Genomic DNA, 23,296 nt, shown 5'->3' with positions numbered 1-23,296 from the left:
CCTTACTGGACACCGCCCCGGCGGCGAGTCCGGACAGGCCACCGCCCAGTTCCCGCCCCTCGCGCCCCACCTGCACCTCGTGCCGCACCCCGCCCCTCGCTGCCCGGCCGTGAAGGTGGACATGCCCATTCTTCGTGCCCAGGAGCGGGCATTTAGGCATTATGTCCGCCGGGCGCGGCAGGAGGAGGGCATGTCCCGTGGCCAGCCGTGCCTCAGGCCCCCTCGGCCTCGTCAACAACGAGCTGGGACTCGAACATCCGGAAGTAGCGGCCCCGCAGGGCGACGAGTTCCTTGTGGGTGCCCTGCTCCACAATCCTGCCGTCCTCCAGCATGTAGACGATGTCCGCCTTCTCAATCGTCGCGAGCCGGTGGCTGATGGCAATGATGGTGCTGCTGCGGTCCGCGAAGAGCCGGGTGAAGATCCGGTGCTCGGCGAGCGCGTCGATGGCCGACGTCGGCTCGTCCATGACCATGAAGGACGCGTCACGGTAGAAGTTCCGGGCCATCGCCAGCCGCTGCCACTGCCCGCCGGACAACCCGCTCCCCTTCCGTCCGCGCGGATCCTCCATCCAGTTGCTCACGTGGTTATCCAGCCCGTTGGGCAGCTTGTTGATGAATTCGAGTGCCTCGGCGTCGGCCGCGGCACGGCGGACCCGCCCGTCATCGCGCGGTGAATCGACGTCCCCGAAGAAGATGTTCTCCGCCGCGGTGGCGAACTCGTACTTCAGGAACTCCTGGCTGAGCACCGCCAGATGACGGTGCCAGGACGTGACATCGACGGCGGCCAGGTCGACGCCGTCGAGCAGCACCCGCCCGGAGTCCGGCCGGTAGAGTCCGGCGAGGATGCGGATGAGGGTGGATTTACCGGCGCCGTTCTCCCCCACGATCGCGACGTGCTGGCCTTCGCGGATGGTCAGCGAAATACCTTTGATGACTTCCAGTTCGCTGCCTGTGTAGGTGAACCTGATGTCCCGCAGCTCCACGGTCGTCGGTGCCTGGAGCAGCGGCGGGGCGTGCTCGGCATGCACCGGCAACGCCATGAAGAGCTCGTAGTCCTTGAGGTTCGCGAGGTCCTCGTCGATCGAGCTGAGCGAGGACACGAGGCTGTTGGCCGTGGACAAGGCCCGGCTGACGATCTGCTGGACGTAGAGGAACTGCCCCACCGGCTGCGCCCGGGCGATGATCTGCCCGACCACCCAGATCAGCGAGACCACCTCGGCGCCGTACTGCAGGGCGTCGGCGGCGAGCTGCTTGGGGATGTAGCGCTTCTGGAAGTCCAGCCGGCGCTTCTCGTCGGCGTCCCGCAGCCGGGAGCGCAGCCCCATCAGGTAGCCGACAATCCCGTAGAGGCGCATCTCCGCGATGTGCTGGGGGCGCAGGAGGTTGGTCTCGATCATCCGCCGCTGGCGGCGCGAATCGACCTGTGTGTTCCAGTGCGCGATTTGTTCCCTGGAGAGCTTGAACTGCAGGTACACACTGGGCACTATCGCGATGAGCACGATCACCGCGATCCACCAGCTGACCAGCAGCAGCGCGCCGATGGCCAGGAGCACCGAGACCAGCTGGGTGAAGATGGCCGCGATCCGGTCCAGGACCCGGGCGTAAGAATCGGAGAAGCGCTTGGCCCGGTCGTACAGGTCCACCGTTTCCTTGTCGTCGTAGCGCCAGAAGTCCAGCGCCAGGAACCGCTCGTACATGAGGTCACCCACGATGGCGCCCACGCGGAAGCTCATGAGCTGCTGGATGTAGCGGTCCAAGCTGCTGAAGGCGCCCCAGAACAATCCCAGCGCCGCGGTGATGACCACATAGACAATCGCCTGCTGGCCGGCCTCGGCGTTACCCGAGTAGGCGGCCGCGAGCGCCGTGGTGGTCAGGGCGGCAAAGTACGTGGTGACCAGCGGCAGGAGCGCCGAGATCAGTGAGCCGACGACTTTCATCACGACGGCGGCACGCGAGGCCCGGAAACTGACCCGGAGCACCTGCGCCACGGCCCGGGCGTAGGGCCTCAGCGCGAGTTTGCGCTTCGGCTCGCGCGCGGGCACCGGTTCGGTCATGGCTCCAGCCTAGGACAACCCCGGGTCCCACCCGGTTCGCAGCGGAGGGTTCTCAGCGTGAACCGTAGTTCGGCGCCTCCACCGTCATCTGGATGTCGTGCGGGTGCGATTCCTTAAGGCCGGCCGGGGTGATGCGGACGAACTTGCCGCGTGCCTTGAGCTCCGGAATCGTCGGGGCCCCGGTGTAGAACATGGTCTGGCGGAGGCCGCCGACCAGCTGGTACGCCACCGAGGCCAGCGGACCGCGGTAGGCCACCCGGCCTTCGATGCCTTCCGGGATGAGCTTGTCATCGCCGGAGACGTCGGCCTGGAAGTAGCGGTCCTTGGAATAAGACGTGTTCTTGCCGCGAGTCTGCATGGCGCCGAGGGAGCCCATGCCGCGGTAGAGCTTGAACTGCTTGCCGTTGACGAAGATCAGGTCCCCCGGGGACTCGTCACAGCCGGCCAGGAGGGATCCGAGCATCACGGTGTCGGCCCCGGCAACCAGCGCCTTGCCGATGTCGCCCGAGTACTGCAGGCCGCCGTCGGCGATCAGCGGAACGCCGGCGGGAATGGCGGCCTTGGCCGACTCGTAGATGGCGGTGATCTGCGGGACGCCGACGCCGGCAACAACACGGGTGGTGCAGATCGAGCCGGGCCCCACACCGACCTTGATGCCGTCGGCCCCGGCGTCGATCAGCGCCTGGGCTCCTTCGCGGGTGGCGGCCTGGCCGCCGATGATATCCACGTGGGCGGCGACGGGATCGGACTTCAGCCGGCGGATCATGTCCAGCACGCCCTGGGAGTGGCCGTTGGCGGTGTCGACGAAGAGGGCGTCCACGCCGGCGTCGATCAGGGCCATGGCCCGTTCCCAGCCGTCACCGAAGAAGCCGATGGCGGCCCCGACGCGCAGCCGGCCTTCGTCGTCCTTGGTGGCCAGCGGGTACTGCTCGGCCTTGGTGAAGTCCTTGGTGGTGATGAGGCCCTTGAGCCGGCCCTGCTCGTCCACGAGCGGAAGCTTTTCGATCTTGTTGGTCGCGAGCTTGTGGGAGGCTTCCTCGCGGCTGATGCCGACGTGCCCGGTGACGAGGGGCATCTTGGTCATGACGTCGCTGACGAGGCGGAGCGGGAAATCCGCTTCCGGCACGAACCGGGTGTCGCGGTTGGTGACGATGCCCAGCAGCCTCATCCCTTCGTCCACCACGGGCAGGCCGGAGACCCGGTAATGCGAGCAGATTTCGTCCAGTTCGGCCAGCGTGGCCTCGGGGCCGATGGTGAGGGGGTTGGTGATCATGCCGGACTCGCTGCGCTTGACCCGGTCAATCTGGTCGGCCTGATCGGCGATGGAAAGGTTGCGGTGCACGACGCCGAGGCCGCCCTGGCGGGCCATGGCGATGGCCATGCGGGACTCGGTGACGGTGTCCATGGCGGCCGAGAGCAGGGGGGTCTGGACGGTGATGCGCTTGGAGATCCGCGAGGAGGTGTCGGCCTCGGAGGGGATGACGTTCGTGTGGCCCGGAAGGAGCAGGACGTCGTCATAGGTCAGGCCGATGAAGCCGAAGGGATTGTGTTCGGGCTGGGTCATGAGTGCGCCTCTTACCTTGGTTACGGGGTTCACGGGTAGGGGTTGCATCAGATGACCAGCCCGTCATTACGGGCATGGCCTGTGCAGAAGTGTTGAATAAATACTAGAACCTCGGTGGCGATCCCCATATTCCGGGGCAGTAATGTGAGCAACGGCACCGGGCGGGTTCGCAACGGTGACGGCCGCCGCGGGTCACGTCCAGCCGGTTGCGGCCAGCAGCCGCTGTTCGAACATGGGGATCATGCTCTGGACATACGTCTTGGTCAGGTGGTTGTCGTCCTTGTACACGTACACGTTCCCGACCACGGCCGGACAGATCCCGCTGGCGCAAATGAAGTCGCTCAGGTCCATCAGGTGCAGCCGCGGAACCCGCCCCCGGTAGGCGTCCAGGGGCGAGGAGTCGGCCAGGGACTGCTGCTGCGGAACATTGCACTTGGCCGCGTGGGGGCCGTTCTTCTGCACGCATTCGGGCATGTTCATGCCGAAGCGGGGGTTGTCGCGGATGCCGACGACGTCGATGCCGGCGTCTGTGAAGGGCCTGATGCCCTCAAGGTAGCGGGGCACCTCGGTTTCGAACGGCGCATCCTTGTGGGTCAGCGAGGCGACAGTGAAAACCGCGTCGGGCTTGTGGTCCAGGACGTAGCGGGCACTGGCGCTGTTGAAGGCGTTGCACTCGGCGTCGCGGTCCGGGGATTCGCCGCCGAAACGGCAGTTGCCTTTCAGGAGCGCGACAACTTCCCAGCCATGGCTCCGGGCGACCGGGCCCAGAGCCGCCATGTACTGCTGGGCGTGCGAGTCGCCCAGCACCACGATCTGCTTGGTGACGTCCTCCGGGCGGCTGTTCTGCAGGCAGCCCGCGAGCAGCGGGTCCGCGGGGACGTTCCCGGCGGTGCACAGCCCGTCGATGTCCGCCCATTCCTTCTTCATCGCGACAGGCGCGGGGATGATCTTCGCGTCCGGCGTCGGTTTACCCGCGTTCTCCGGGGAGAGGGCGGCCGCTCCGGGCGTCAGTTCCTTCGGCTGCGAGGCGGCGGCGGCCTCGTCGGCCATCATCCTGCCCTGCCACACGGAGACTGGGCCTGCCAGCAGGGCGCCGCAGGCAATGATGACGACGGCGGGGCGCCAGGCCCGGCCCTGCGGCCAGGGCCAGTCCCGCAGCGGCTTCTCGACATAACGGGTGGTCAGCACGGCCAGCACGAGGGACGCGGCAAGGATCAACAGGCCCTGGACCAGGTTCGGTGCGGTGATCCCCATCCCGGCGAGGGCGAGCACCAGCACCGGCCAGTGCCAGAGGTAGAGCGCGTAGGAGTTGTCCCCCAGGGCAACGAGCGGTTTCCACGTCAGGAAGCGGTCCACGCCGAACCGGCTGCCGCTCCGGCCGGCCACGATGATTGCGGCCGCAGCCAGCGTGGGCCAGAGCGCAATGAATCCCGGGAAGGAGCGGTCCACGGTCAACAGGATGCCGCAGGACAGCATGGCCGCCAGGCCGGCCCAGCCCAGCACCACCCGGAGCAGCTTGCCGGGCGACAGGCGGGGCAGCCCAAGGGCCAGCAGGGAGCCCAGGGCGAACTCCCAGAGCCGTGCGCGGGTATCGAAGTAGGCGTACGCCTGGTTGCTCGCGGTCTGCTGGATCGAGTACACGAGGGAGACGACGAAGATGGCTCCGAAGGCCACGGCCAGCAGCGCCGGGTAGCTCACCCTGCCGCTCACAGCGCTCCAGCGGCGCAGGAAGCGCAGCAGCAGGGCGGCGCCGGCAAACACGAGCGGCCACAGCAGGAACACCTGGCCCTGGATGGACAGCGACCAGAAGTGCTGCAGGGGGCTGGCACCGGAATGGTCCTGGGCGTAATAGTCGACGGCGGAGTCCGCCAGCAGCCAGTTCTGCCGGTACAGCAGGGACGCCCAGGCCTGGTCCAGCACGTCGGGCCAGCGGCTCTCGGGCAGGATGGCCCGGGTGCCGGCCAGTGCGCCGAGGACCACCACCACGACGGCGGGCAGCAGCCGCTTGATGAGGTGGAGCCAGTAGCTCACGAGGCGGAGCGGTTTCCCGCTGTCCACCTTGCGGACGAAGCTGAGCGTCATCAGGAACGCTGAGATGAGCAGGAAGATGTCGACGCCGCCGGAGACCCGGCCCAGCCACACATGGTAGGCGGCCACCATGAGCACGGCGAGGGCCCGGAGGCCCTGGACTTCGGGGCGGTAGCTTGATGTTGCCCGCGCCGGAGAGGCCGCGCCCGCTGGCCGCGGGCTGGCTGGCGTTTGCTCGATCGACAAAAAAAGCCCTTCAGGCCGGTTTCCAAAGCATCCATAGTACCGACCGGTAAATTGTCCGGCCAAATCACGGCCGCGCGGGGAACCGCCTGATCGCTGATCTGCAGGGGCCCCGGCGGATACCCTGTAACGAGCCCGAGGAGGCCGCATCGTGATTGCCCAACTGCGCATTTGTGTCCCGAAGAAACTATCCAACGCCGTCGTTGACTGCTGCACCGGCGGAGTCGGCGTCGCGGAAGTCGCCCTTCAGCCTGGTGCTTCTGTCCTTCCCCCGGGGGACGTTATCCACGTCCTGCTGGCACGGGAGTCGGTGGAGCCGCTGGTGGAGAAACTCCACGCCCTGGATGTCCAGGAGCAGGGCTCGATCTCGGTCAGTATGCCCGAACTCGTGCTCTCGGACCGGGCCGACAAGGCAGTCGAGGCGGCACCCGGCGAAGGCGCAGACGCCGTGATCTGGGACGAGGTGTCCCAGCAGACGGGCGAGGACTCGCGGCTCACCTGGAGCTACCTGGCGTTCCTGGTGCTCGCGACACAGCTGGCAGCCATCGGCATTGTCACGAATTCGACGGTCGCCATTGTCGGGGCCATGGCGGTGGGGCCGGAATTCGGCCCCCTGGCGGCGTTGGCCGTGGCACTGGTGCGGCGGCAGTGGCGGCTTGGACGCGGTGCGGCCCTGGCGCTGGGCGTCGGTTTCCCGGTGGCCATGCTGGCAGCGGCCTTCACGGCCTGGCTGTCCGTGCCCCTCGGCCTCTTTCCCCCCGATGCGCTGGACCATGGCTCCGCCGTCGACTTCATCTATCACCCGGGGCCTTATTCGCTGATCGTGGCCGTGCTGGCCGGGACCGCCGGGATGCTGTCCGTGATCAGCCGGCGGTCCGCTGCGCTGGTCGGCGTGTTCATCTCCGTGACGACGGTCCCGGCGGCCGGCTTCGTGGCCGTGGCGCTGGTCCTGGGCGAATACCAGAAGGCGGCAGGCTCGGCCCTCCAGCTGGGTCTGAACCTCGTGGGAATCGTGGCGGCTGCCGTTTCAGTGCTGCTGTTCTACCGCCTCATCACCAAGCGTCGTAAGCGCGTCGAACGGGGCGAACGGGACAGACGAGGCGAACGGGACGGACGAGGTGAACAACGTATTTCGCTCGGGACCAGGTCGAGTACCCGCTACCGTCGCAACACCCGGTGACGGTCTAGCGGCAGGTCGTCAACGTCCGGTCCAGGTTTTCCGGGCCAGATTAGCGGTCCAGGTTAGCGGTTTAGGGTTAGCGGTTTAGGGTTAGCGGTCTAGGCTTCCGGTCTAGGAGGCGACTGTCGGCGGCGTTTCCTCGGTCCGCATCTCGCTGCCATGGGCGATGATCGCGTAGATGATCAGCACGTCGATGGCAATGACGATGAAGGACCACCACGGCTGCACCGGAATGAGCATCAGTTGAACGACCGCGCTGATGCCCGCAAGGACGACTGCAACGATTCGAGCCCACGTTGCACCGGAGAAGAGCGCGACGGCCGTGAGGATCAAGAGCACCCCGAGAGCCAAATTCCACCAGCCCCACCCCTTCGCATCGAAGATGAACAGCGCGCCCGAGGTCGACAAGTAGTAGGTATCGGGTCCGGTAAGCGCGACGAGTCCTTGAAGGCCGCTGAAAACGCCGTTGATGATAAGAATGACGCCGGCGAAGCTGACCCAAGCGGTCCAGCCAGTTGGAGCGACAGTATGATGGGCAGTACTCATAGCGACGACCGCTTTCCGTTGGACATTCTGCCGTCGGCCTGATGGCCGCAGCAGTCGTGTCGTGAAGCTAGTTATGATTCCGCTGGTTTTTCTCGCAGCCCGGGCCCGTCAATCGAGCTCCGACGGACGGCCGCAGCTTCATTCTGGGCCCCGGTGAAGTGCGGCACCTCATCCCCACCGGGTGATCTCATGCACTAGGTCTTGCGGCTGTTCCGGCAGTTCGGGCACCGGCGGGGAGGTTGTTCAGGCTGTGGAACCGCCCCGGGGGGATGCCGGACCTCAGCACTTGGCCGACGTCTGGAGGTCGCTGAGGGCGGCCCGAACCTTAGCTGTTTCGGCCTGCAAAGCGTCGACCTTCTGGGTCAGAGTGGCGTCGTTGGGAATAGCCTTGACGGCTCGGGCAAAATCGTCCTGGGCCGTCTGGACCGCGGCTACCTTGTCTTTCGCGGCGTCCTGGGTCGCTTTGATCAGATCGTCAAAGGACTTCACGACCTGGTCCCGCGCCGAATCGACCTGCTCCAACGTGGCATCCGGCGTGAGTGTCTGTCTGAAATTTGTCAGGGCCGCGGAATAGGCACTGGCTGCGGCGCACGCTTGTGAAACGCTTTCCTGCGCTTTGGAGCTGCTGGAGCTCGTGCCCGGGCTGGAAGTGCTGCAGCCCGTGAGCATTGCGACCGCTAGCCCGAGTGCGATCGATCCAGCAAGGATTGGGCGTGATCTCGACATTGGAGTCTCCTTTGCGAAATGCGTTGCGGCAGGCAACCCTGGCACTGGCAGGTAGGACCATTCTCTGGCCGCACCGGGGGTCCGAACCTCATCCGGGGGAGGTGATCCGTGATGGCAACGACCTGCATGTCGAGTTGGTCTACTGGCGGCTGGGGGCGCGTGTCGCCGGCACCGCCGGGCGGTGTTGAATCGAAGCCGGCCGTCGCGGTCAGTGGCCTTCGCATTGTCGATGCGCTGGTAGTTGTCCTCGTACTCGTCGAAGACGGTTGACCAGGTCCTCCAAGAACGAGGCAATCTGGCCCTTGCCGACGTCGGACCCGGGGAACTCCCCGACGAGGCAGTCCACCGCCCCGAGTTCTTCCACTGTCCCAGCCATGCTGTGCACGAGCGATCCGGACCGCCCCGGCTTCATTGTTTGCCCCGTGGGGCGCGGCACCTCACCCGCACCTGGTGACCTCACGCACCGGGGGAAGGCCTGGGGTCCTGTAACGGCAGTCGACGATGGCGGCGGGGAAATTCTCCGGACTCTGGGACAGCCCGCAGGGCCGGTGGAAGAACACCCCGGCGGCTTCCGGTCCCCGGTGCCCCCGCCTGATCCGTCAGCAGTGTGGTGACGCATGGCTGCGTCCGGGCCACAATCGCCTTGTGAACGCCAAGGAGCCCAGTTCACGCAGATGGGCACTCTGGACACCTGGTATGCGCGGCTCTACGAGGAACAGCTGTTCAGCCGTTGTGGAAGGAATGAAACCGCTCAGCATGAGCTTCTATGCCGGTGTATGCGGCTGGGCCCTGGCACGGGCGCATGCCCGCTCGGGTGACGCGGTGGCCATCGCCGCTTATCTGGGCAAGAGCGATAAGTTCGACGCGTCCATCACCGACTTCTCCCTACGCTACGCCGACCAGAATGAACAGGACTATCAGGCGTTTGCCGACGCCGTCCGCTCCGGCCGGCTGGAAGCAATCGAGGGCCTCCAGACGGACGGTAACGCCGAGCGCTTCAAGGAGACAGGACCAGCGTCGGAGCGGCGCTTTCGCCTGTAGGACAGGGCCTTCTGCAGGGTGGCCGGCCCGTAGGCGTTAAAGACGACACGGTCGTTGCAACTCCCAAAGACTCTGGGTGTTGCAACGACCGCGAGAACCAGCCCAACTGACGCTGATCTGGCCCCTTCGCCCGCACTTACCGTGCGGAACTTACTGGGCAGAAGCTACCGCCCGATGCCCTAGTGCTGGTGGCCCGCGTGCTGGTCTTCATCGGCAGGCTTTTCGACCACGAGGGTTTCCGTGGTGAGAACGAGTGCGGCGATGGAGGCTGCGTTGCGGAGGGCCGCACGCGTGACCTTGACCGGGTCGATCACGCCGGCAGCAATCAGGTCCTCGTACACGCCGGTTTTGGCGTTGAAGCCCTGGTTGTTGGCGGATTCAGCTACCTTGGCGACGACGACGTAGCCGTCGAAGCCGGCGTTCTGGGCGATCCAGCGCAGCGGCTGGGTCAGTGCCCGGCGGACGATGCCGACAGCTGCCGCTGCGTCGCCGTCGAGTGCCTTGACCGCCGGAGCCTCGTCAAGGGCCTTGAGGGCGTGGATGAGGGCGGCGCCGCCACCGGCGACGATGCCTTCTTCCAGGGCAGCGCGGGTCGAGGACACAGCGTCTTCGATGCGGTGCTTCTTTTCCTTCAGCTCGACCTCGGTGGCTGCGCCGACCTTGATCACGCCGATGCCGCCGGCCAGCTTGGCCAGGCGTTCCTGCAGCTTTTCCTTGTCCCAATCGGAATCGGTGCGGGTCAGCTCGGCGCGCAGCTGGGAAACCCGGGCTGCGACGTCTTCGGCCGAACCGGCGCCGTCGACGATGGTGGTGTTGTCCTTCGTGACGGTGATGCGCCGGGCGGTGCCCAGCACCTCGAGGCCGACCGTGTCCAGGCTGAGGCCCAGTTCCGGCGAGACGACCTGCGCGCCCGTGAGGGTGGCGATATCCTGCAGCATGGCCTTGCGGCGGTCGCCGAAGCCCGGTGCCTTGACGGCCACGACGTTCAGGGTGCCCCGGATGCGGTTGACGATCAGCGTGGAGAGTGCCTCGCCGTCGACGTCCTCGGCAATGATGAACAGGGGCTTGGAGCTCTGCAGCGCCTTCTCCAGCAGCGGCAGGAAGTCCTGGACCGAGGAGATCTTGCCCTGGTTGATCAGGATCAGGGCGTCTTCGAGGACTGCTTCCTGGCGTTCCGCATCGGTGACGAAGTACGGGGACAGGTAGCCCTTGTCGAACTGCATGCCCTCGGTGAGGACCAGCTCGGTCTGCGTCGTGGAGGATTCCTCGATGGTGATCACACCATCCTTGCCGACCTTGCCGAAGGCCTCGGCCAGGAGCTCGCCGATCTCATCGCTCTGCGCGGAGATGGAGGCGACGTTGGCGACCTGGTCGCCGGCGACCGGGCGGGCGTTTTCGAGCAGCCGGGCTGCGACGGCCTCGACCGAGACCTCGATGCCGCGCTTGATCTCGCCCGGGGCTGCGCCTGCCGCCACGTTGCGGAGGCCTTCCTTGACGAGCGCCTGGGCCAGCACGGTCGCGGTGGTGGTGCCGTCACCGGCGACGTCGTTGGTCTTGGTGGCGACCTCCTTGGCAAGCTGCGCGCCGAGGTTTTCGTAGGGGTCGTCCAGTTCGACTTCACGGGCGATGGTCACGCCGTCGTTCGTGATCGTGGGGGCGCCCCACTTCTTGTCCAGCACGACGTTGCGGCCGCGGGGGCCCAGCGTCACCTTGACCGTGTTGGCGAGCTTATCGATGCCGGCTTCAAGCGACCGGCGGGCAGCGTCGTTAAACGCAAGCTGCTTTGCCATGGTTTTGTCCTTTCAAGACAGAACCCCGCGCAACTGACCTGTCAGGGATGAATCAGACGGATCTGCGGCGCGGGGGTCCAAGAGAGTTACTTTACGACGATCGCCAGAACGTCGCGGGCGGACAGCACGAGGTACTCGGTGCCGCCGGTCTTGACTTCAGTTCCGCCGTACTTGGAGTAGATGACAACGTCGCCGACGGCAACGTCGATCGGAACGCGGTTGCCGTTATCGTCAAAGCGGCCGGGGCCTACTGCGACAACTTCGCCTTCCTGCGGCTTTTCCTGCGCGGAGTCCGGGATAACCAGGCCGGAGGCCGTGGTCTGCTCGGCTTCGAGCGGGCGGACAACAATACGATCCTCAAGAGGCTTAATAGAGACCGACAAGGACCTCTCCTATTCGTCAGCAAATTCGTGGACTTTAAAGCCGCGCTGCCAAGGCGTACAGACCGTCGTCGCGGTGCCGGCCGCAGCCTGGCTGCTAGAGCTTCAGGTGTTAGCACCCTCCTAGGGAGAGTGCCAATGACGACTCTATGTAAGGAGTTAGCACTCGGTCAAGGCGAGTGCCAGAAATTCGCTCCCGGTGGACTCCGGCGCCCGGGAATTGTGCTCACTCGTGGCCCCGGGCACTGGACATGTCCACCGGCTGCGGGTCCGCTCGGGGGGACATGCCCATCCCTTGCGGCGGCCGGTGGACACTTGGGCATTGTGCTCACTCGTGGCCCCGGGCACGGGACATGTCCACCGGCTGCGGAGCCGGGCCGGGCTGCTACCGTCCTCCGAGGTCGTCGAAGTCCACGTCTTCGCCGTCGTCCCCGCCCCTGTTCGGGCCGCGGTCGTTGCGGTGCCGGTAGATGACGACGGCGCCCGCGGCGGCCAGGGCGACGCCGGTGACGAGGAAGACGATGCCTCCGAGCCTCGCCGCGGCGTAGGTTTCGCGGATGGCCCGCGCCTCGTCGGTGGCGTCCTTGACGTCCTTGCCGCCGACGGAGTAGACCGTGGCGTTGAAGGAGTCCAGGAAGAAGATGATGACCAGGAGCGCGACGCAGACGACGGCGATAACACTGCCGGCAATCAACGCCGGCCGGGCGTACTTTGCCAGCCCGTGGCGGTGGACCCCGTCCGCGTCCTCGGCTGCGGCGTCGTCCTCTGTGTAGCCCTCGTTTGGGTGGCCCTCGTTTATGTAGTTCTGGTTCATGCCGCCGTCTGCCGTGCCGCTGTCTTCCATGCCGTCCAGCCTATCCGCCGCAGCGGGCGGAGAGCGCCTGAACCGTGTCTGCTCTAGGCTTGACGGCATGGCTGACGCACCGCAGGACCAGATAGCACCGCTCCTCAATCCGGCGGGCTGGGAACTCCTGGCGTCGCTGGGACCGTACCGGGAAGACGACGCCTTCCGGCTGAATGCCTCGCTTCGGAAGGCCGGCCACTCCCCCGAGCTGGTCTCCGCCGTCCTCACCCAGGCCCGGCTGCGGGCCAGGGCCGAGGCCAAGTTCGGCGAATTTGCCCGGCAGATGATCTTCACCCAGGCCGGGCTGGAGCAGGCCACCCGGCTCACGGTTGCGGCCCGGCACGCCCAGCGGTTCCTGGCAGCCGGCATCTCCCACGTGGCGGACCTTGGCTCGGGCCTCGGCGCCGACTCGATGGCGCTGGCATCCCTGGACATCCGGGTCACCGCGGTGGAAATGGACGAGGCCACGGCTGCCTGCGCCACGATGAACCTGATCCCCTTCCCTCACGCCACGGTGGTGCACGCCGACGCCACCACCGTGTCCCTCGAGGGCATCGGCGGCGTCTGGCTGGACCCCGCCCGCCGGACCACCTCCACGTCCGGCACCAAGCGGCTCTGGGACCCGGAGGCTTTCTCGCCGCCGCTGTCCTTTGCGGAATCCCTGGCCGGCTCCGGGCTCGCAGTGGGCGTGAAGATGGGCCCGGGCATGCCGCATGATTCGGTGCCCGGGGGCTGTGAAGCGCAGTGGGTGTCAGTGGGCGGGGACGTCACCGAGGTGGCGCTGTGGTTCAACGCGGTCCGGCGCCCCGGTATCCGGCGTGCCGCCCTGGTGCTGGGTCCCGGCGGCGCCGCGGAACTGACCAGCGCCGAGGACTTCGGCGGCGGCCCGGCGGCGCCCGTAGGCCCAATCGAGGGGTACCTCTACGAGCCCGACGGCGCCGTCATCCGCGCGGGGCTGGTGGCCGACCTCGCGCTCCAGCTCGGCGGACACCTCGTGGACGAACACATCGCCTACATCTGCGCCCCGGAACTGCGGGACACCCCGTTTGCCCGGGCCTACCGGGTCCTGGAGGTGATGCCCTATAACGTCAAGGCGCTCAAGGCCTGGGTCAGGGACCGCGGCATCAGCATCCTGGACATCAAGAAACGCGGCACCTCCGTCACTCCGGAGGAGCTGCGGAAGCAGTTGCTGCCGGGGGGAAAGGCCGCAGGATCAAAGGCCGCGGGCAAGAAAACGGCCACCCTGGTCCTCACCAGAATCGGCGAGGAGCGGGTGGCCATCTCGGTGGAGCCGGTCTAACCGGCCCCGGCCCCGCGGAGTACTTCGCTACTGCGCCCGCATGAATTCCTCGGCGGCCCGGATCTGCTCGTCTGTGGGCCGGATGCCGGTGTACAGCACGAACTGCTCCAGGGCCTGGATGGTGGCCACCTCGGCGCCGGTGATGACGGTCTTGCCGGCCGCACGGGCCGCCTGGATGAGCGGGGTCTCCGCCGGAAGCGCGACGACGTCGAACACCACTTTCGCCGCAGCCACGGCCTCCTGCGGGAAGGACAACGCCTGGGCGTCGGGGCCCCCGGCCATGCCGACCGGGGTCACATTGATGAGCATGTCCGCCGTCGGGCCCCCGGCACCCGCCGGAGCGAGTTCCGCGCGCCACGCGAAGCCGTAGAGCTCCGCGAGAGCCCGTCCCGCTGCCTCGTTCCGGGCGATCACGGTCACGTCGGTGAACCCGGCGTCACGCAGCGCCGCAACGGTGGCCTTGGCCATGCCGCCGGATCCCTGCAGCTGCACGGAATAGGACGTCGGCACGGCGTTGCGCTGCAGCAGCTGCTCGATCGCCGTGTAGTCCGTGTTGTAGGCGCTGAGCCGACCGCCGTCGTTGACGATGGTGTTGACCGAGTCGATAGCCTCTGCCGACGGGTCCATCACATCCACGAGGGCAATGACATCCTCCTTGTAGGGCATGGAAACTGCGCAGCCGCGGATCCCGAGTCCCCGCACCCCTGCGATTGCCTGCGCCAGGTCGGTGGGGGCGAAGGCCTTGTAAATCCAGTTCAGGCCCAACTGCTCATACAGGTGGTTGTGGAAACGGGTCCCGTTGTTGCTCGGCCGGGCCGAGAGCGAGATGCACAGGGTCATGTCTTTATTCAGGATGGGCACCACTCCATATAAACTCCTGCCGGCCCGAACGCCAAGCCCGGGACTGTGAGACGAGCCGCCACGTCCGGTACGGCTGGACTCTCAGTGTGAACACTCTCACCTGCCCGCCGTCACCGGCCCACCGTGGCGGTGCTGCCCCTGCATTAGACTTGGACCACTGTTGCCCTGCCAACTGTCCGGCGACTCCGACCGCGACTTTGCAGGCCGGGGCCACGGATACGGACAGCAGAAAAGTGAAGGGACCACATGAAGATTGACTTCGCTTCATCCAGGCAATCAACTCTTGGTGTGGAATGGGAACTCGCCCTCGTCGACGCCGACACCGGCGAGCTGGCCTCCGTCGCCAACGAGGTCCTCCGCGGCGTGGCCGCCCGGCATCCCGAGCTGAACGAGGACGACGAACACCCGCACATCAAGCAGGAACTGCTGCTGAACACGGTGGAACTGGTCACCGGGATCTGCACCACGGCGGCGGAAGCGAAGGCGGACCTGGACAGTTCGCTGGCCGCGGTCCGGGAAGTCACCGACCCCATGGACGTCGAGATCTTCTGCGCAGGAAGCCACCCCTTCAGCCCGCCGCAGCTCCAGCCTGTGACGGACAAGGCACGCTATGCCAAACTCATTGACCGCACCCAGTGGTGGGGCCGCCAGATGGTGATCTACGGCGTCCACGTTCACGTCGGGATCGACCGCCGGGACAAGGTCCTCCCGATCCTGGACGGACTGGTCAACTACTTCCCGCATTTCCAGGCTCTGTCTGCCTCCAGCCCGTTCTGGGGCGGCGAGGACACCGGCTATGCCTCGCACCGTGCCCTCATGTTCCAGCAGCTGCCCACCGCCGGGCTGCCCTTCCAGTTCTCCAGCTGGGAGGATTACGAGTCCTACGTGCAGGACATGTTCACCACCGGGGTGATCGATTCGCTGTCCGAGATCCGCTGGGACATCCGTCCCGTCCCGAACCTGGGCACCATCGAGATGCGCATCTGCGACGGCCTGGCCACCCTTGAGGAAGTCGGCGCCATTGCCGCCCTCACGCAGTGCCTCGTCGACGAGTTCTCCACCACCCTCGATCACGGCGGCACCATCCCGACCATGCCGCCGTGGCATGTGCAGGAAAACAAATGGCGTGCGGCCCGCTACGGCCTGGAGGCGATCATCATCCTCGACGCCGAGGGCAACGAGCAGCTCGTCACCGACCACCTCCGCGAGACCGTCAGGCGGCTGGAACCTGTCGCCGTGAAACTGGGCTGCTCCGCCGAGCTGGCCGACGTCCTGAAGATCATTGAGCGCGGGGCCGGCTGCCAGCGGCAGCGCCGCGTCGCCGCGGAGCATGGCGGTGACCTGCGCGCCGTCGTGCTGGACCTCATCAAGCAGATGCGCAAGGGCCCCGAAGCCTAGCTCCCGCACCTTCCCGGCGCCCGCGGTTCCCCGTCCCGGTTTTTCCGGCGGAGGCGTTCAGGCGGAGGCGTTCAGGCGGAGATAGACGTGACCGGCATCGACGAATCCGGGGCGAACCCGATGCCGCTCGGCGCGATCCCGGCCATCACCAGCTGGGCGCCGAGGGCCGCCACCATGGCGCCGTTATCGGTGCACAACTCCAGCGGCGGTACCGTCAGCCGGATGCCCGCCGCGGTGCAGCGCTGCTCGGTCAGCTGGCGCAGCCGTGAGTTTGCGGCCACTCCCCCGCCCAGCAGCAGCTCGGTGATGCCGTTCTCGCGGCAGGCCAGCACGGCCTTGGACGTGATCACGTCCACCACCGCCTCCTGGAAGGCCGCGGCGATGTCCGCGACGGGGACCGTTTCGCCGCGGGCTTCGAACTGCTCGACGCAGCGGGCGACGGCGGTCTTGAGTCCGCTGAAGGACCAGTCGTACCGGTGCGGGCCGGGTTCCTCCGCGGTTCCCAGGTACTTCGGCTGGGTCAGGCCGCGGGGGAAGCGGATCGCCTTGGCATTGCCGGTGCGGGCCAGCTTGTCGATGGCCGGCCCGCCCGGATAGCCCAGGCCCAGCAGCCGGGCCACCTTGTCGTAGGCCTCGCCGGCGGCGTCGTCGATCGTGGAGCCGAGCAGCTGGACGTCCTCGGTGATGTTCCGGATCCGCAGGATTTCGGTGTGCCCGCCGGAGACCAGCAGCGCGCCGAGGTTTTCCGGCAGCGCCCCGGCAAACGGCTGCGCGCCGCCGTCGGGCCGCAACAGGCCGACGCCGACGTGCGCCACGAGGTGGTTAATGGCGTACAGCGGCTTTCCGGTGGCCACGGCGAGGGCCTTCGCCGCGCACACACCGACCATGAGGGCTCCGGCGAGGCCGGGCCCCGACGTGACGGCGATGGCGTCGATCTCGGCCAGGGTCACGCCCGCTTCGGCCAGCGATTCCCGGAGCGTGGGCACGAAGGCGTCCAGGTGGGCCCGGGAGGCGATCTCCGGGATGACGCCGCCGAAGCGGACATGTTCCTCCATGGAGGAGGCGACGGTGTTGGCCAGCAGCCGGGTGCCGCGGACAATGCCGACGCCGGTCTCGTCGCAGGAGGATTCGATGCCGAGGACCAGCGGGCCGTCTTGGTTTTGGGGTCGGTTCATGGGCGGCCTGCCTCCCTGGGCGTGGTGTCGGTTGCGTCGAGCCGGAGCCGCATGATCAGCGCGTCGACGCCGTCGCGGTAGTACCTGGGCCGGACGTGGATCTGGTCGAAGCCGAAGCGCCGGTAGAGCTGCTGGGCGCGGGGGTTGTCGGCCCGGACTTCGAGCAGCACGTCCTCGGCGCTGCGCCGCCGGCTTTCCCGGATGAGCTCGGTGAGCAGGGCCGATCCGATGCCCTTGCCCTCCTGCTCCGGCACGACGGCGATCGTCTGGACGTCCGCGATCGGTTCGATGCACATCAGCCCGGCGTAGCCGACGATGTGCCCGCCGTGCTCAGCAACGAGGTAGCGCCGGGTTTCGGCCTGCGCCAGCTCGTCCACGAACATCTGCAGCGGCCAGGCGTCCACGGGAAACAGCCGCCGCTCCAGGTCGTGGACCGCCGGAATGTCCGCCGTGCCCATCTCCCGCAGGGTGACCCCGCCCGGCACCTGGACTTCCGCTTCGCCGCTCACAGCGCACGCTTCCGAGGTCCGGGGACCTGGGCGTCGGACTCGCGCAGGTACAGCGGCGTCGAGTCCAGCAACTGTCCTCCCGCGGCGAGCCGTGCCAGCGCGAACTGGCCCAGCGAGAGGGCTTCGGGCTGCCGCGAGCTGAACTCCGGGACTGCCTTCACGACGTCGGAATAAAGCCCTGCCCCGGCGCCGTAGACAGGGAGGTCCGGCAGGTCCGCGGCGAATCCCACGTGGGGCCCGTCGAGCAGCCGCGGCAGCTGGGCCGCGGCCAGCGAATACCGGGCCCAGTAAACCTCTTTGCGCCGCGCGTCGGTGGCGACGATGAATTCCGGTGCCGCGTCGACGGACTCCGCCACTTCGAGGGCGATGGCGTCCAGGCTCATCATGCCGTAGAGCGGTTTGCCCCACACGAAGGCGAGGGTGCGGGCCGTGACGATGCCCGAGCGCAGCCCGGTGAACGGGCCCGGGCCCACCCCCGTGACGATCGCGTCGACGTCGGCCCCGCTCACGCCCGCCTCGGCGAGGAGTTCCTCGACGCCCGGGGCCAGGACTTCCGCGTGGCTCCGGGTGTCCTCGGTGGAGAAGCTGCCGATCACCGATTCCGGGGCGTCGTCGGAGACAAGCGCGGCGCTGGCCACAGCCGAGGTGTCGATGGCGAGGATCAGCATCAGGAATTCCGTTCCGTCGGTGCGGGCATTGTCCCGGGCCCGGCCCCGGGTAACGGCTCCGCCGCGGGTAAAGGCTCCGCCGCGGCGGAGAACAACGGCGGGTTGACCCAGCGCGGGCCGAAGCCGCGCAGCACGATGGTGCGGGGCTCGTCGTCGTCGTCGGTATCAAAGTCCAGTCCGCCCGTTCCGGTGCCGGCCGGCACGGGAACGGCGGCGCCGAGGCTGCGGACCAGGTCCAGCTCGAGCCGGCTCTCACTCAGGTGCTCCACCCTTCCGCGGCCCCATTCGACGACTGTCACGGAGCTGTCCATGGTGTTTTCCAGGTCGATGTCGTCGATTTCGGCGGCGGAGCCCAGCCGGTACGCGTCCACATGCACCAGGTCCGGTCCCCCGGGCCGTGCCCCGTCAGGAAGGTTTGGGTGGATGCGGACCAGCACAAAGGTCGGTGAAATGACGCCGGGGCGGACGCCCAGACCCTCCCCGAGCCCCTGCGTGAACGTGGTTTTGCCCGCGCCGAGTTCACCGGTGAGGACCAGCAGGTCCCCGGGCTCCAGCTGGGCGCCAAGCGCGGCGCCGAGGGCATGTGTCTGCTCGGCGGTCCGGACGTCGAGGGTCCGTTCCCAGGCCGGGGCGGTCACGGCCGCAACCCTGCACTGGTGTGCGCCGCTCCGCTGGCGGTGGGCTCCTCGTTGATGTAGCGGCGCGGCACCCGCGGGCTGATCCGGGTGACGATTTCGTAATTGTTGGTGCCGGCGGCCCGGGCCCAGTCCTCCGCCGTGGGTCCGCCGTCGGCGCCGCTGCCGAACAGCACGGCCTCGGCTCCGAGGACTGTGTGCCCGCCGGCGGACACGTGGAGCGGGCCCAGGTCAATCACCATCTGGTCCATGGCGATGCGGCCCACCACGGGGTAGTTCACGCCTTCCACCCGGACCGGGCCTCCGGTGGCGATGCGCGGAACGCCGTCGGCATAGCCGAGGGGGATGAGTCCGAGGGTGCTGGCGGCGTCGGTGCGGTAGTTCAGGCCGTAGGAGACACCCTGGCCGGCGGGAACGTCTTTGCAGTGCGAGACGACCGTGCGGACGGTCATGGCGGGGCGCAGGCCCAGCTCTTCGGAGCTCTGCCCTTCGAAGGGGGACAAACCGTAGAGGCCCAGTCCCACCCGGACCAGGTCAAAATGGGTGTCGGGGCGCGACAGCGTGGCGGGGGTGTTGGCCAGATGCCGGACCTGGGGGTCAACGCCGGCGTCCCGGGCGACGGCGAGGATCTCGCGGAAGGCTTCGAGCTGCGCGTCGGTTTCGGGGCGTTCGGGTTCATCGGCGACGGCTAGGTGGGAGAAAATCCCCACAACGCGCAGCAGCCCCTGGTCCTGGTAGTCCATGGCTTCGCCGACCAGCCCGTCCCAGGCGTCCCGGGTTGCCCCGTTGCGGCCCAGGCCGGTGTCCGCCTTCAGGTGGACGCGGGCAGGGCGTTCCAGCGCTCGGGCCGCCGCCACGATCCGCGGAAGTTCCCAGCCCGAACAGCCAATATCGATCCCGGCCGCGACTGCTGCGGCAAAGTCGCTCTCGGGTGTGTGCAGCCAGGCCAGCAGGGGCGCCTCGATGCCGGCGGCGCGCAGGGTTAGGGCCTCGGAAATGTGGGCGACTCCAAGCCAGCCGGCTCCGGCGCTGAGCGCGGCCCGGGCCACGGGGACGGCGCCGTGTCCGTAAGCGTCGGCCTTGACCACGGCCATGACCTGGGCGGGCGATGCCACGGCCGCGATCCGGCGGACGTTGTGCCGGATCGCTTCGAGGTCAATTACTGCCGAGCGTTCCTCGGCGGAGGCTGGCGCGGCTTCCGGAGCGGGCCGGGGGCCACCTGTTGCTGCTGGGTAGGTCACTTAACGATTCTAGGGGCGCCAAGGCATCCGGCTTAATTCCTCCCGCGGCCAGCGGCCCTCCCCCGCGGGGACATGCCCAGTCTTCGCACCGACCAGCGGGCACAATGGGATTCTGCCCACTCCCCGCCGGCAGCGAGGGACATGTCCACCGGCACCGGGCCCGGGAGCACCTCCCCCGGCTGGACATGCCCAGTCTTCACACCGACCAACGGGCACAATGGGACTATGCCCACTCAAGGCCGGCGGCGAGGAACATGTCCACCGGCACCGGGCCCGGGTGCGCCTCCCCCGGGGGACATGCCCAGTCTTCGCACCCACCAGCGGACACAATGCGACTATGCCCACTCGAGGCCGGCAGCGGGGGACATGTCCACCCTGAGGGGACCTCAGGCCAAGGAGCTACGCGTCCGACAGGTGCGCGATGGTTGCCGTTGCCCTCCGCTGCGCTTCCTGTGGCACATCGCGGATGATCTCTTCCAGGAAGCAGTAGCGGCGCAACCACTGGCTGCCCTGGCGTTCCTTCCGGGCGTTGGCGCGCTGCCACCAGTCGGCAATATCGCCCCAGCCCGGCGCGGCGAGGGAACCGCCGACCTCCTGGACCGCCAGGGCCGCGCAGAGGTTGGCGAACCGCAGCCTGTCCCCGAGCGGCCAGCCGGCAAGGCAGCCCACGATGAACGCCGCGTCGAAGCAGTCCCCCGCGCCGGTGGGGTCAAACGCCGAGACGGGCAGGGACGGCACCCATTCCTCTTCACCGGTTTCGGAGTCCACGGCCATGGCCCCCTGGGACCCGAGGGTCACCACGGCCACCGGAACCTTTTCCGCCAGCGAGTACAGCGCGGACCACGGGTTGTCCTTGCCGGTGAAGGCCATCGCCTCGCGCTGGTTCGGCATAAACGCGTGGAAGTACTTGAGGTTATCCAGCCGGGCGGGCGCCCAGGCACCCGTAGGGTCCCAGCCGACGTCGCCGAACAGCCGGACTCCGGCCTTGTGCGCATCGATGGCCCACGGTTCGAGTTCCTCGCCGAGATCGGCCACGGCGGCGAGCGCGGGCGGCGGGCAGCCGATGAGTTCGGTGGAGGTCACCGGGGCCGGATGTCCGTGCGTGACCATTGACCGGTCCTGCTCCACGCTCAGGGACACCGTGACGGGCGAGTGCCAGCCGCGAATTCGGCGGGAAAGGGACAGGTCCACATGTTCCTGGCCGGCGAGGATTTTCCAGTTGTAGTCCCCGTACCCGTCATCGCCGAACGCGGCGGCAAGTCCGGTCCGCAGCCCCAGCCGGGCCGCCGCAATGGCCTGGTTCGCCACGCCGCCGGGGCAGCTGCCCATCCCGTCACTCCAGATTTCGGTTCCGGCCACGGGTGCGTGCGGGAGGCCCGTGAAAATGATGTCCTGGAACACCGTGCCGGTCAGGAGCAGATCGAAGCCTTCCGCCGCCGGGGGTCGGACGGAGGAGAGCGGGTCAAAACGCCGCGTCGGAATCGCGTCCATATCTGCACAGTACGCCGTCCCGGCACCCGGGGAAAGGCAGGCTCGGAGCGCGGCTGAGCGTCAGTGAATAGACTGTCCGCATGCGGCTCATGATTGCCGGCGGCGGCGGATTCCGGGTACCGCTGGTTTACCGGGCGCTCTGCGCGGGACCGTTCGCCGGAATCGTCCGGGAACTGGTGCTGTACGACGTCGATCCCGGCCGGCTGGGTGCCATCGAGGCGGTCCTCGCCGCCCTCGGCGGAACGGTCCCGCGGACCGGCGCCCCTCCCCCCTCGGTCCGGGCCACCACCTCCCTGCCCGAAGCCCTCGCGGGCACCGACATGGTCTTCGCCGCCATCCGGCCCGGCGGCACCGCCGGGCGCACCGCGGACGAGCGGGTTGCCCTGGACCTGGGGCTCCTGGGCCAGGAAACCACGGGAGCCGGCGGTATCGCCTATGCGCTGCGGTCCATCCCCCGCATGCTCGAGCTCGCAGGGGAGATGCGGCGCCGTTGCCCCGGGGCGTGGCTGCTGAACTTCACGAATCCTGCCGGCATGGTCACGGAGGCGCTCGTCCCCGTCCTGGGCCGCAGGGTGGTGGGCATCTGCGATTCCGCCAGCGGCCTCGTGCACCGCGCGGCGCGGGCCGCCGGCGTCGGGCTGCCCGAGGGCCGGCTCGACGGCGTGGGCTACTACGGCCTCAACCACCTCGGCTGGCTATACCGGCTTGAGACCGGCGGCCAGGATAGGCTGCCCGGGCTGCTGGCGGACGCCGGCGCCCTGTCCGGCTTCGAGGAGGGCCGGCTGTTCGCCCAGGATTTCCTGTCGGAGCTGGGCTGCCTGCCGAACGAGTACCTGTACTACTACTACGAGACCGGGCGGGCGCTGGCCGGCATCCGCTCCTCCGCCCAGACCCGAGGGGAGTCAATCGACCGCCAGCAAACGGCGCTGTACCCGCAGCTCGCGGCGGCCGGTCCGGAAGCGTACCGGCTCTGGGACGCCGCGCGCCGGTCCCGCGAGGAGGGGTACCTCGCGGAGGCCCGGGCTGGCGGCGAGCGCCGGGACGAGGCCGACCTGGCCGGCGGCGGCTACGAACGCGTTGCCCTGGCCCTCATGCGGGCGCTGTCCGGCGGCGGCGGGGCGGACCTGATCCTGAATACGCCCAACACCCTTGCCGGGGCCGCCGGGGCCGCGGCGATTCCGGGGCTGCCCGCGGACGCCGTCGTCGAGGTGCCCTGCCGGGTGACGCCCGACGGCGTCGTCCCGCTTCCCCAGGCGCGGCCCGGCAAAGCGCAACTGGAACTCATGCGGCGGGTCAAGCACGTGGAACGGCTCGTGGTGCGGGCGGCCGGCCAAACCGGCCAGACCGGCCAGACCGGCCAGACCGGCCGGGAGGGCCAGCGGGAAGGCCGGCGGGAAGCGGCCCTGGCAGCCTTCGCCGCGCATCCGCTCGTCGATTCGGACGTCCTCGCCGCGCAGCTGCTGACCGGCTATGAGTCCGCGTTTCCGGAGCTGCTGGAGCTCTGGCGCGGCGGTGCCTAGCAGCACCGCCAGCGGTCAGCTAGATGTACTCAGCCAGCAGGTTGGTTACATCTGCTGATGGGTGGTCGTCCTCCGAGGGCGCTGTGGTTGCGGCGGTGGTTG

The 23,296-nt window shown here is 68.1% G+C and carries 20 protein-coding genes; 5 read left to right on the top strand and 15 right to left on the bottom strand.

The window, feature by feature from the left end; all coding sequences use genetic code 11:
* Nucleotides 1-212 precede the first annotated feature (212 nt).
* From BJG92_RS11150 to BJG92_RS11140, 3 genes are all read right to left on the bottom strand, one after another.
* Nucleotides 213-2,054 (bottom strand): ABC transporter ATP-binding protein, encoded by a 1,842-nt coding sequence (locus BJG92_RS11150; RefSeq protein ID WP_232084074.1) that lies wholly within the window; start codon nt 2,052-2,054, stop codon nt 213-215.
* A 52-nt stretch (nt 2,055-2,106) separates the two neighbouring features.
* Nucleotides 2,107-3,618, bottom strand: a complete 1,512-nt coding sequence (gene guaB / locus BJG92_RS11145; protein ID WP_232084073.1) for an IMP dehydrogenase — start codon at nt 3,616-3,618, stop codon at nt 2,107-2,109.
* 192 nt (nt 3,619-3,810) lie between these two features.
* Nucleotides 3,811-5,892 carry an acyltransferase family protein gene (locus BJG92_RS11140; RefSeq protein WP_269461936.1) on the bottom strand — a complete coding sequence of 694 codons (2,082 nt, stop codon included), beginning with the start codon at nt 5,890-5,892 and terminating at the stop codon, nt 3,811-3,813.
* A 148-nt stretch (nt 5,893-6,040) separates the two neighbouring features.
* On the opposite strand from BJG92_RS11140, the gene BJG92_RS11135 reads away from it, so the two are divergent.
* Nucleotides 6,041-7,069 (top strand): DUF389 domain-containing protein, encoded by a 1,029-nt coding sequence (locus BJG92_RS11135; protein WP_232084072.1) that lies wholly within the window; start codon nt 6,041-6,043, stop codon nt 7,067-7,069.
* A 111-nt stretch (nt 7,070-7,180) separates the two neighbouring features.
* On the opposite strand, the gene BJG92_RS11130 is transcribed toward BJG92_RS11135, so the two are convergent.
* Both BJG92_RS11130 and BJG92_RS11125 read right to left on the bottom strand, forming a co-directional pair.
* Complete coding sequence (locus BJG92_RS11130; protein ID WP_232084071.1) at nt 7,181-7,615, bottom strand: hypothetical protein; 435 nt, start codon at nt 7,613-7,615, stop codon at nt 7,181-7,183.
* 279 nt (nt 7,616-7,894) lie between these two features.
* Nucleotides 7,895-8,137: a hypothetical protein gene (locus BJG92_RS11125; protein ID WP_232084070.1), complete on the bottom strand. Its 243-nt coding sequence runs from the start codon at nt 8,135-8,137 to the stop codon at nt 7,895-7,897.
* Nucleotides 8,138-8,842: 705 nt separating this feature from the next.
* Between BJG92_RS11125 and BJG92_RS18555 the strand changes: the two genes are divergently transcribed.
* Nucleotides 8,843-9,382, top strand: a complete 540-nt coding sequence (locus tag BJG92_RS18555; RefSeq protein ID WP_308011652.1) for a DUF2252 family protein — start codon at nt 8,843-8,845, stop codon at nt 9,380-9,382.
* 179 nt (nt 9,383-9,561) lie between these two features.
* Here the strand turns inward: BJG92_RS18555 and groL are convergent, their stop codons facing one another.
* From groL to BJG92_RS11105, 3 genes are all read right to left on the bottom strand, one after another.
* A complete protein-coding gene (gene groL / locus BJG92_RS11115; RefSeq protein WP_232084068.1) occupies nt 9,562-11,172 on the bottom strand; it encodes a chaperonin GroEL in 1,611 nt (536 codons plus the stop codon).
* An 86-nt stretch (nt 11,173-11,258) separates the two neighbouring features.
* On the bottom strand, nt 11,259-11,555 hold the full coding sequence (gene groES, locus BJG92_RS11110) for a co-chaperone GroES (RefSeq protein WP_018773735.1): 297 nt from the start codon (nt 11,553-11,555) through the stop codon (nt 11,259-11,261).
* A gap of 382 nt (nt 11,556-11,937) precedes the next feature.
* Nucleotides 11,938-12,396, bottom strand: a complete 459-nt coding sequence (locus tag BJG92_RS11105; protein ID WP_232084067.1) for a hypothetical protein — start codon at nt 12,394-12,396, stop codon at nt 11,938-11,940.
* A gap of 67 nt (nt 12,397-12,463) precedes the next feature.
* Here BJG92_RS11105 and BJG92_RS11100 point away from each other — a divergent pair, with 67 nt between their 5' ends.
* Nucleotides 12,464-13,696, top strand: a complete 1,233-nt coding sequence (locus BJG92_RS11100; protein WP_232084066.1) for a class I SAM-dependent methyltransferase — start codon at nt 12,464-12,466, stop codon at nt 13,694-13,696.
* Between the two features lie 27 nt (nt 13,697-13,723).
* On the opposite strand, the gene BJG92_RS11095 is transcribed toward BJG92_RS11100, so the two are convergent.
* Nucleotides 13,724-14,557 (bottom strand): shikimate 5-dehydrogenase, encoded by an 834-nt coding sequence (locus BJG92_RS11095; protein ID WP_308011651.1) that lies wholly within the window; start codon nt 14,555-14,557, stop codon nt 13,724-13,726.
* 246 nt (nt 14,558-14,803) lie between these two features.
* Here BJG92_RS11095 and BJG92_RS11090 point away from each other — a divergent pair, with 246 nt between their 5' ends.
* Entirely contained in the window at nt 14,804-15,955 is a 1,152-nt protein-coding gene (locus tag BJG92_RS11090; protein ID WP_232084065.1) for a glutamate--cysteine ligase, read from the top strand.
* 71 nt (nt 15,956-16,026) lie between these two features.
* Here BJG92_RS11090 and tsaD read toward each other — a convergent pair whose 3' ends face one another.
* From tsaD to BJG92_RS11060, 6 genes are all read right to left on the bottom strand, one after another.
* The gene (gene tsaD, locus BJG92_RS11085; protein WP_232084064.1) at nt 16,027-17,130 is read right to left on the bottom strand and encodes a tRNA (adenosine(37)-N6)-threonylcarbamoyltransferase complex transferase subunit TsaD; all 1,104 of its coding nucleotides are present in this window, start codon (nt 17,128-17,130) and stop codon (nt 16,027-16,029) included.
* Nucleotides 17,127-17,588 (bottom strand): ribosomal protein S18-alanine N-acetyltransferase, encoded by a 462-nt coding sequence (gene rimI, locus BJG92_RS11080; protein WP_232084075.1) that lies wholly within the window; start codon nt 17,586-17,588, stop codon nt 17,127-17,129. The genes tsaD and rimI overlap by 4 nt, the downstream gene beginning before the upstream one ends.
* A gap of 47 nt (nt 17,589-17,635) precedes the next feature.
* Entirely contained in the window at nt 17,636-18,307 is a 672-nt protein-coding gene (gene tsaB, locus BJG92_RS11075; RefSeq protein ID WP_232084063.1) for a tRNA (adenosine(37)-N6)-threonylcarbamoyltransferase complex dimerization subunit type 1 TsaB, read from the bottom strand.
* Entirely contained in the window at nt 18,307-18,945 is a 639-nt protein-coding gene (gene tsaE / locus BJG92_RS11070; RefSeq protein ID WP_232084062.1) for a tRNA (adenosine(37)-N6)-threonylcarbamoyltransferase complex ATPase subunit type 1 TsaE, read from the bottom strand. Before tsaE ends, tsaB begins: the two co-directional genes overlap by 1 nt.
* Nucleotides 18,942-20,183 carry an alanine racemase gene (gene alr / locus BJG92_RS11065; RefSeq protein ID WP_232084061.1) on the bottom strand — a complete coding sequence of 414 codons (1,242 nt, stop codon included), beginning with the start codon at nt 20,181-20,183 and terminating at the stop codon, nt 18,942-18,944. Before alr ends, tsaE begins: the two co-directional genes overlap by 4 nt.
* Before the next feature lie 399 nt (nt 20,184-20,582).
* Nucleotides 20,583-21,674, bottom strand: a complete 1,092-nt coding sequence (locus tag BJG92_RS11060) for a carbohydrate kinase family protein (protein WP_232084060.1) — start codon at nt 21,672-21,674, stop codon at nt 20,583-20,585.
* Nucleotides 21,675-21,754: 80 nt separating this feature from the next.
* On the opposite strand from BJG92_RS11060, the gene BJG92_RS11055 reads away from it, so the two are divergent.
* Nucleotides 21,755-23,194 (top strand): 6-phospho-beta-glucosidase, encoded by a 1,440-nt coding sequence (locus BJG92_RS11055; RefSeq protein ID WP_232084059.1) that lies wholly within the window; start codon nt 21,755-21,757, stop codon nt 23,192-23,194.
* Nucleotides 23,195-23,296: the final 102 nt, after the last annotated feature.

The sequence above is a fragment of the Arthrobacter sp. SO5 genome, assembly GCF_020532805.1.
Taxonomy (GTDB): Bacteria; Actinomycetota; Actinomycetes; order Actinomycetales; family Micrococcaceae; genus Arthrobacter.
Note: the sequence above shows the minus strand (reverse complement) of the source record. Positions and strands in the feature narration are given on the sequence as shown.

Bases quoted from the DNA above. Each gene is read 5' to 3' on its own strand.
- BJG92_RS11105 (WP_232084067.1), bottom strand. From the start codon at position 12,396: ATGGAAGACAGCGGCACGGCAGACGGCGGCATGAACCAGAACTACATA.
- BJG92_RS18555 (WP_308011652.1), top strand. From the start codon at position 8,843: ATGGCGGCGGGGAAATTCTCCGGACTCTGGGACAGCCCGCAGGGCCGG.
- tsaD (WP_232084064.1), bottom strand. From the start codon at position 17,130: ATGAACCGACCCCAAAACCAAGACGGCCCGCTGGTCCTCGGCATCGAA.
- tsaB (WP_232084063.1), bottom strand. From the start codon at position 18,307: ATGCTGATCCTCGCCATCGACACCTCGGCTGTGGCCAGCGCCGCGCTT.
- BJG92_RS11130 (WP_232084071.1), bottom strand. From the start codon at position 7,615: ATGAGTACTGCCCATCATACTGTCGCTCCAACTGGCTGGACCGCTTGG.
- guaB (WP_232084073.1), bottom strand. From the start codon at position 3,618: ATGACCCAGCCCGAACACAATCCCTTCGGCTTCATCGGCCTGACCTAT.
- BJG92_RS11055 (WP_232084059.1), top strand. From the start codon at position 21,755: ATGCGGCTCATGATTGCCGGCGGCGGCGGATTCCGGGTACCGCTGGTT.
- BJG92_RS11150 (WP_232084074.1), bottom strand. From the start codon at position 2,054: ATGACCGAACCGGTGCCCGCGCGCGAGCCGAAGCGCAAACTCGCGCTG.
- BJG92_RS11100 (WP_232084066.1), top strand. From the start codon at position 12,464: ATGGCTGACGCACCGCAGGACCAGATAGCACCGCTCCTCAATCCGGCG.
- rimI (WP_232084075.1), bottom strand. From the start codon at position 17,588: ATGGGCACGGCGGACATTCCGGCGGTCCACGACCTGGAGCGGCGGCTG.
- groL (WP_232084068.1), bottom strand. From the start codon at position 11,172: ATGGCAAAGCAGCTTGCGTTTAACGACGCTGCCCGCCGGTCGCTTGAA.
- BJG92_RS11060 (WP_232084060.1), bottom strand. From the start codon at position 21,674: ATGGACGCGATTCCGACGCGGCGTTTTGACCCGCTCTCCTCCGTCCGA.
- BJG92_RS11090 (WP_232084065.1), top strand. From the start codon at position 14,804: ATGAAGATTGACTTCGCTTCATCCAGGCAATCAACTCTTGGTGTGGAA.